Source organism: Shigella sp. SIG3, assembly GCF_053555855.1.
The window spans coordinates 1-7521 of sequence record NZ_JBQZXE010000151.1 but is presented as its reverse complement, the minus strand read 5'-3'; the positions used below and the strand labels follow the sequence as shown (position 1 = coordinate 7521).

The 7521-nt window shown below is 52.0% G+C and carries 4 protein-coding genes and 1 tRNA gene; 4 read left to right on the top strand and 1 reads right to left on the bottom strand.

The window, feature by feature from the left end; genetic code table 11:
• The first annotated feature begins 145 nt into the window (after positions 1–145).
• From nfrB to envY, 4 genes are all read left to right on the top strand, one after another.
• The gene (gene nfrB, locus ACUU1I_RS18505; protein WP_000383971.1) at positions 146–2383 is read left to right on the top strand and encodes a cyclic di-3',5'-guanylate-activated glycosyltransferase NfrB; all 2238 of its coding nucleotides are present in this window, start codon (positions 146–148) and stop codon (positions 2381–2383) included.
• Positions 2370–5348 carry a bacteriophage adsorption protein NfrA gene (gene nfrA / locus ACUU1I_RS18500; protein ID WP_005066618.1) on the top strand — a complete coding sequence of 993 codons (2979 nt, stop codon included), beginning with the start codon at positions 2370–2372 and terminating at the stop codon, positions 5346–5348. Before nfrB ends, nfrA begins: the two co-directional genes overlap by 14 nt.
• Positions 5349–6239: a DUF4434 family protein gene (locus tag ACUU1I_RS18495; RefSeq protein WP_001224555.1), complete on the top strand. Its 891-nt coding sequence runs from the start codon at positions 5349–5351 to the stop codon at positions 6237–6239. It begins immediately after the preceding gene.
• A gap of 182 nt (positions 6240–6421) precedes the next feature.
• Positions 6422–7183 carry a DNA-binding transcriptional regulator EnvY gene (gene envY, locus ACUU1I_RS18490; protein ID WP_001177474.1) on the top strand — a complete coding sequence of 254 codons (762 nt, stop codon included), beginning with the start codon at positions 6422–6424 and terminating at the stop codon, positions 7181–7183.
• A gap of 45 nt (positions 7184–7228) precedes the next feature.
• Here envY and ACUU1I_RS18485 read toward each other — a convergent pair.
• A tRNA-Arg gene (locus tag ACUU1I_RS18485) sits at positions 7229–7305 on the bottom strand.
• Positions 7306–7521 lie beyond the last annotated feature (216 nt).

Genomic DNA, 7521 nt, shown 5'->3' with positions numbered 1-7521 from the left:
TAGGTCATCGGGCATTATCTGAACATAAAACACTATCAGTAAGTTGGAGTCATTACCCTATTAATGGTAAAAAGCTGTCACAATTCATAAAAAACCTTAATATACGCCACCCTAAACATAACCAGCGTTAATGTAAGGTTTTTGTGTGGACTGGCTTCTTGATGTTTTTGCTACCTGGCTCTACGGCTTAAAAGTAATCGCGATAACGTTAGCGGTCATCATGTTCATCAGCGGGCTGGACGATTTTTTTATTGATGTCGTCTACTGGGTACGCCGCATTAAACGCAAGTTGAGTGTTTATCGCCGCTACCCGCGAATGAGTTACCGCGAACTGTATAAACCAGATGAAAAACCGTTAGCGATTATGGTTCCGGCGTGGAATGAAACGGGCGTCATCAGCAATATGGCCGAGCTGGCGGCGACCACGCTCGACTACGAAAACTATCATATCTTTGTTGGCACCTACCCCAACGACCCCGATACTCAACGTGATGTTGACGAAGTGTGCGCTCGCTTTCCGAACGTGCATAAGGTAGTCTGCGCGCGTCCTGGTCCCACCAGCAAAGCCGACTGTCTGAACAACGTGCTGGACGCCATCACCCAGTTTGAACGTAGCGCCAATTTCGCTTTTGCTGGTTTTATTCTGCATGGCGCCGAAGATGTGATTTCACCGATGGAATTGCGTCTGTTCAACTATCTGGTCGAGCGTAAAGATCTGATTCAGATCCCAGTGTATCCGTTTGAACGCGAATGGACGCACTTCACCAGCATGACTTACATTGATGAGTTTTCAGAACTGCATGGCAAAGATGTTCCGGTGCGTGAAGCCCTCGCCGGACAAGTGCCCAGCGCAGGCGTCGGCACCTGTTTCAGCCGCCGCGCCGTGACCGCACTGTTAGCTGACGGTAACGGTATTGCTTTCGACGTGCAGAGTCTTACTGAAGATTACGACATTGGCTTCCGCCTGAAAGAAAAAGGTATGACGGAAATTTTTGTCCGTTTTCCGGTGGTGGACGAAGCCAAAGAACGCGAGCAGCGTAAATTTTTACAGCACGCACGGACGTCAAACATGATCTGCGTGCGCGAATATTTCCCCGATACCTTTTCGACTGCGGTTCGACAAAAATCTCGCTGGATCATCGGCATTGTTTTCCAGGGCTTTAAAACCCATAAATGGACCTCCAGCCTGACGCTGAACTACTTTCTCTGGCGCGACCGCAAAGGGGCAATCAGTAACTTTGTCAGCTTCCTCGCGATGCTGGTGATGATCCAGCTTTTGCTGTTGCTGGCGTATGAAAGTTTGTGGCCCGATGCCTGGCATTTCCTTTCTATTTTTAGCGGCAGCGCATGGTTAATGACCCTGCTGTGGCTAAACTTTGGCTTGATGGTTAACCGCATCGTGCAGCGAGTGATTTTCGTCACTGGCTACTACGGCCTCACGCAGGGCCTGCTTTCCGTCCTGCGTCTTTTCTGGGGCAACCTGATTAACTTTATGGCTAACTGGCGCGTGCTGAAACAGGTTCTTCAGCACGGCGATCCGCGTCGCGTGGCGTGGGATAAAACAACGCATGACTTCCCCAGCGTCACTGGCGATACCCGCTCGTTGCGCCCGTTAGGTCAAATTCTGCTGGAAAATCAGGTCATCACTGAAGAACAACTCGATACAGCACTGCGTAATCGCGTCGAAGGTCTACGCCTGGGCGGTTCAATGCTGATGCAGGGGCTGATTAGCGCCGAGCAGCTGGCACAGGCGCAGGCAGAGCAAAACGGCGTGGCGTGGGAATCCATCGATGCCTGGCAGATCCCGTCCTCGCTGATTGCCGAAATGCCAGCCTCCGTAGCGCTGCATTATGCAGTACTGCCGCTGCGTCTGGAAAATGATGAGTTAATTGTCGGCAGTGAAGATGGTATTGACCCGGTTTCGCTGGCGGCCCTGACGCGTAAAGTCGGACGCAAAGTGCGTTACGTCATTGTTCTGCGGGGACAAATTGTCACAGGGTTACGCCACTGGTATGCACGCCGACGCGGTCACGATCCGCGGGCAATGTTGTACAATGCGGTTCAGCATCAGTGGCTCACGGAACAGCAGACCGGTGAAATCTGGCGGCAATATGTGCCGCATCAGTTCCTGTTCGCCGAAATACTGACCACGCTCGGTCATATTAATCGTTCAGCAATTAACGTGTTGTTATTGCGCCATGAACGCAGTTCTCTGCCGCTCGGCAAGTTTTTGGTCACCGAAGGCGTTATCAGCCAGGAAACGTTGGATCGCGTCCTGACAATTCAACGCGAATTACAAGTTTCGATGCAATCACTATTACTCAAAGCAGGTTTAAACACAGAACAGGTTGCGCAACTGGAGTCCGAAAATGAAGGAGAATAACCTTAATCGCGTCATCGGATGGTCTGGTTTACTGCTGACGTCTTTATTGAGTACCAGCGCACTCGCAGACAATATCGGCACCAGCGCAGAAGAGCTGGGGCTGAGCGATTATCGCCATTTTGTTATTTATCCCCGTCTCGATAAGGCGCTGAAGGCACAGAAAAATAACGACGAAGCAACCGCCATCCGCGAATTTGAATATATACACCAACAGGTGCCGGATAATATTCCGCTGACTTTATACCTTGCGGAAGCCTATCGTCATTTTGGTCATGATGACCGGGCGCGGCTGTTGCTTGAGGATCAACTGAAACGTCACCCAGGAGATGCCCGACTTGAGCGCAGTCTGGCGGCTATTCCAGTTGAAGTGAAAAGCGTTACGACTGTTGAAGAACTGCTTGCCCAGCAAAAAGCGGGCGACGCTGCGCCGACCCTGCGTTGTCGCAGTGAAGTCGGGCAGAATGCCCTGCGGCTGGCACAATTACCTGTCGCCAGAGCGCAACTGAACGATGCGACGTTTGCTGCATCGCCGGAAGGAAAAACGCTGCGAACCGATCTGCTGCAACGGGCAATCTACCTGAAACAATGGTCCCAGGCAGATACGCTATACAATGAAGCACGCCAGCAGAACACATTAAGCGCGGCAGAACGCCGTCAGTGGTTTGACGTGCTTCTTGCCGGGCAGCTGGACGATCGGATCCTGGCACTGCAATCACAGGGGATCTTCACCGATCCTCAGTCATATATTACTTACGCGACCGCGCTGGCTTATCGTGGCGAAAAAGCACGCCTCCAGCATTATCTCATTGAAAATAAGCCGCTGTTTACCACGGGCGCACAAGAGAAAAGTTGGCTCTATCTGTTATCTAAATACAGCGCCAACCCCGTTCAGGCATTGGCGAATTATACGGTGCAGTTTGCCGATAACCGCCAGTATGTTGTTGGCGCGACGCTACCGGTGCTGTTAAAAGAGGGTCAGTACGACGCAGCGCAAAAACTGCTCGCCACCCTCCCCGCCAATGAAATGCTTGAGGAGCGTTATGCTGTCAGCGTGGCGACCCGTAACAAGGCTGAATCTCTGCGTCTGGCACGATTGCTGTATCAGCAAGAACCGACAAATCTTCCCCGCCTGGATCAACTGACCTGGCAACTGATGCAGAACGAGCAGTCACGCGAAGCTGCCGATTTATTGCTGCAACGCTATCCTTTCCAGGGCGATGCGCGTGTCAGCCAGACTTTAATGGCGCGACTGGCGTCTCTGCTGGAAAGTCATCCTTACCTAGCAACGCCGGCGAAGGTGGCGATTTTATCGAAACCCTTACCGCTGGCGGAGCAACGTCAGTGGCAAAGTCAGTTGCCGGGTATTGCAGATAATTGCCCGGCAATAGTTCGCTTGCTGGGCGATATGTCGCCTTCCTACGATGCTGCCGCCTGGAACCGTCTGGCAAAGTGTTATCGGGACACGCTACCCGGTGTGGCGTTGTATGCATGGCTTCAGGCCGAACAACGACAACCGAGCGCCTGGCAACATCGTGCGGTAGCCTATCAGGCGTATCAGGTTGAGGACTACGCCACCGCACTGGCGGCCTGGCAGAAAATCAGTCTTCACGACATGAGCAATGAGGATCTGCTCGCCGCCGCCAACACCGCTCAGGCAGCGGGAAATGGCGCGGCTCGCGATCGCTGGCTTCAACAGGCAGAACAACGTGAGCTGGGAAACAATGCTCAATACTGGTGGCTGCATGCGCAACGTTATATCCCAGCTCAGCCAGAACTCGCACTGAACGATCTCACGCGCTCAATCAATATTGCCCCTTCTGCCAACGCTTACGTTGCGCGGGCGACAATTTATCGCCAACGTCATAATGTTCCGGCCGCGGTGAGTGATTTGCGCGCCGCGCTGGAACTGGAACTGGAACCGAATAATAGCAACACCCAGGCAGCGCTTGGTTACGCCTTGTGGGATAGCGGTGATATCGCACAGTCGCGGGAAATGCTCGAACAGGCGCATAAAGGGCTTCCGGACGATCCGGCACTGATCCGACAACTGGCCTACGTGAACCAGCGTCTGGATGACATGCCTGCGACGCAGCACTACGCCCGGCTGGTGATTGATGACATTGATAATCAGGCGCTGATAACCCCACTGACCCCAGAGCAAAATCAGCAACGCTTCAATTTCCGCCGTTTGCATGAGGAGGTCGGTCGCCGCTGGACGTTCAGTTTCGATTCTTCCATCGGCTTGCGTTCCGGCGCAATGAGTACCGCTAACAATAATGTCGGCGGTGCAGCGCCTGGGAAAAGCTATCGTAGCTACGGACAACTGGAAGCCGAGTACCGCATCGGACGCAATATGCTGCTGGAAGGCGACCTGCTCTCAGTTTATAGCCGCGTCTTTGCCGATACCGGAGAAAACGGGGTGATGATGCCGGTGAAAAATCCGATGTCCGGCACCGGTCTGCGCTGGAAGCCGCTGCGCGATCAGATCTTTTTCCTCGCCGTCGAACAGCAGTTGCCGCTGAACGGGCAAAATGGCGCATCCGATACCATGCTGCGCGCCAGCGCCTCATTCTTTAATGGCGGCAAATACAGCGACGAATGGCACCCGAACGGTTCAGGCTGGTTTGCCCAAAACCTGTACCTCGATGCGGCGCAATATATCCGCCAGGATATTCAGGCGTGGACGGCAGATTATCGCGTCAGCTGGCATCAGAAGGTAGCTAACGGACAGACTATTGAGCCTTACGCTCACGTTCAGGACAACGGCTATCGTGATAAAGGCACTCAGGGCGCGCAGCTTGGCGGTGTCGGGGTCCGCTGGAATATTTGGACCGGCGAGACGCACTACGACGCCTGGCCGCACAAAGTCAGTCTCGGCGTCGAGTATCAACATACCTTTAAGGCGATTAATCAACGTAACGGAGAGCGCAACAACGCGTTTCTCACCATTGGAGTGCACTGGTAAATGCGTAAGTTCATTTTCGTATTGCTGACACTGCTTTTGGTCAGCCCTTTTTCCTTTGCGATGAAAGGTATTATCTGGCAACCACAAAACCGAGATAGTCAGGTTACCGATACCCAGTGGCAGGGGCTGATGAGTCAGTTACGTTTTCAAGGCTTCGATACCCTGGTTTTGCAATGGACCCGTTACGGCGATGCATTTACCCAGCCAGAACAGCGCACGTTATTGTTTAAGCGTGCCGCAGCTGCGCAACAGACTGGCCTGAAGCTGATTGTCGGGCTGAACGCCGATCCGGAATTTTTTATGCACCAGAAACAGTCGTCTGCAGCGCTGGAAAGCTATCTTAATCGCCTGCTGGCTGCCGATCTCCAGCAAGCCAGATTATGGAGCGCCGCGCCTGGCATAACGCCGGATGGCTGGTACATCAGCGCGGAAATTGACGACCTGAACTGGCGCAGCGAAGCCGCCCGTCAACCTTTGCTAACATGGTTAAACAACGCGCAGCGGCTGATTAGCGATGTTTCAGCAAAACCGGTTTATATCAGTAGTTTTTTCGCCGGAAACATGTCGCCCGATGGCTATCGCCAACTGCTGGAACAAGTTAAAGCAACCGGAGTTAATGTCTGGGTACAGGATGGCAGCGGCGTGGATAAACTTACCGCTGAACAGCGTGAACGTTATCTACAGGCCAGCGCCGATTGCCAAAGCTCCGCCCCAGCAAGCGGCATTGTTTATGAACTGTTTGTCGCCGGCAAAGGCAAAACCTTTACAGCGAAACCGAAACCGGACGCAGAAATTGCCTCGCTGTTAGCGAAACGTTCCTCTTGCGGTAAAGACATGCTCTATTTCTCTCTGCGCTATTTGCCCGTCGCGCACGGCATTCTCGAGTATTAAATCCCCTCCAGGTAAGTCGGGTACGACCTGGCTTACCTCTTTCGCTCTCGTCAGAATTCCATCAAGATTAATTGCTAAAAAGCATGCTAAAGAAAGAAGATCGTTATCGGCGAACGGGCCGATCACTCATGCAGGAAGCATAGATCCTTTGAGCGGAGTTTCTGATATCTGAGGAGTGCGAAATGCAATTGAGCAGCAGTGAACCTTGCGTGGTGATCCTGACCGAAAAAGAGGTAGAGGTAAGCGTCAATAACCATGCTACGTTTACCCTTCCGAAAAACTACCTGGCCGCCTTCGCGTGCAACAATAACGTCATTGAACTCTCAACGTTAAATCACGTATTAATCACCCACATCAACCGTAACATCATCAACTATTATCTGTTGTTTTTAAATAAGAAATTAACCTGTGTAAAGCCCTGGTCGCGGCTGGCAACCCCGGTTATCGCTTGTCATAGCCGTACACCGGAAGTGTTCCGGCTAGCCGCCAACCACAGCAAGCAGCAACCCAGCAAACCCTGCGAAGCGGAGTTGACGCGCGCATTACTTTTTACCGTATTGTCTAACTTTCTTGAGCAATCGCGGTTTATTGCCCTACTGATGTATATCTTACGCAGCAGCGTCCGCGACAGCGTCTGCCGCATTATTCAAAGCGATATTCAGCATTACTGGAATCTGCGAATTGTCGCCAGTTCGCTATGTTTAAGCCCCAGCCTGCTCAAAAAGAAATTAAAAAACGAAAATACCAGCTATAGCCAGATTGTCACAGAGTGTCGTATGCGTTACGCCGTACAGATGTTATTGATGGATAACAAAAATATCACTCAGGTGGCGCAATTATGTGGCTATAGCAGCACGTCGTACTTTATCTCTGTTTTTAAGGCGTTTTACAGCCTGACACCGTTGAATTATCTCGCCAAACAGCGACAAAAAGTGATGTGGTGAAGGGCAAAGCGGAAACGGATAAGACGGGCATAAATGAAGAAGAAATGGCGCGCCCTGCAGGATTCGAACCTGCGGCCCACGACTTAGAAGGTCGTTGCTCTATCCAACTGAGCTAAGGGCGCGTTGATACCGCAATGCGGTGTAATCGCGTGAATTATACGGTCAACCCTTGCTGAGTCAATGGCTTTTGGTCTGGTTGCTGAACAAGTGAACGACCGCGTCTGATTTTCTGATTTATTTCGCTATAGCGGCAAACAAACGCACACCGCTGCGCGTCTGAATCAAGAAAACCCGTATTTTCATGTATCAAAGTACAATTTACCGCCCTAACGGAAAAT

Excerpts from the sequence above, each read along its gene's own strand:
- envY (WP_001177474.1), top strand. The coding sequence starts at position 6,422 with ATGCAATTGAGCAGCAGTGAACCTTGCGTGGTGATCCTGACCGAAAAA.
- nfrA (WP_005066618.1), top strand. The coding sequence starts at position 2,370 with ATGAAGGAGAATAACCTTAATCGCGTCATCGGATGGTCTGGTTTACTG.
- ACUU1I_RS18495 (WP_001224555.1), top strand. The coding sequence starts at position 5,349 with ATGCGTAAGTTCATTTTCGTATTGCTGACACTGCTTTTGGTCAGCCCT.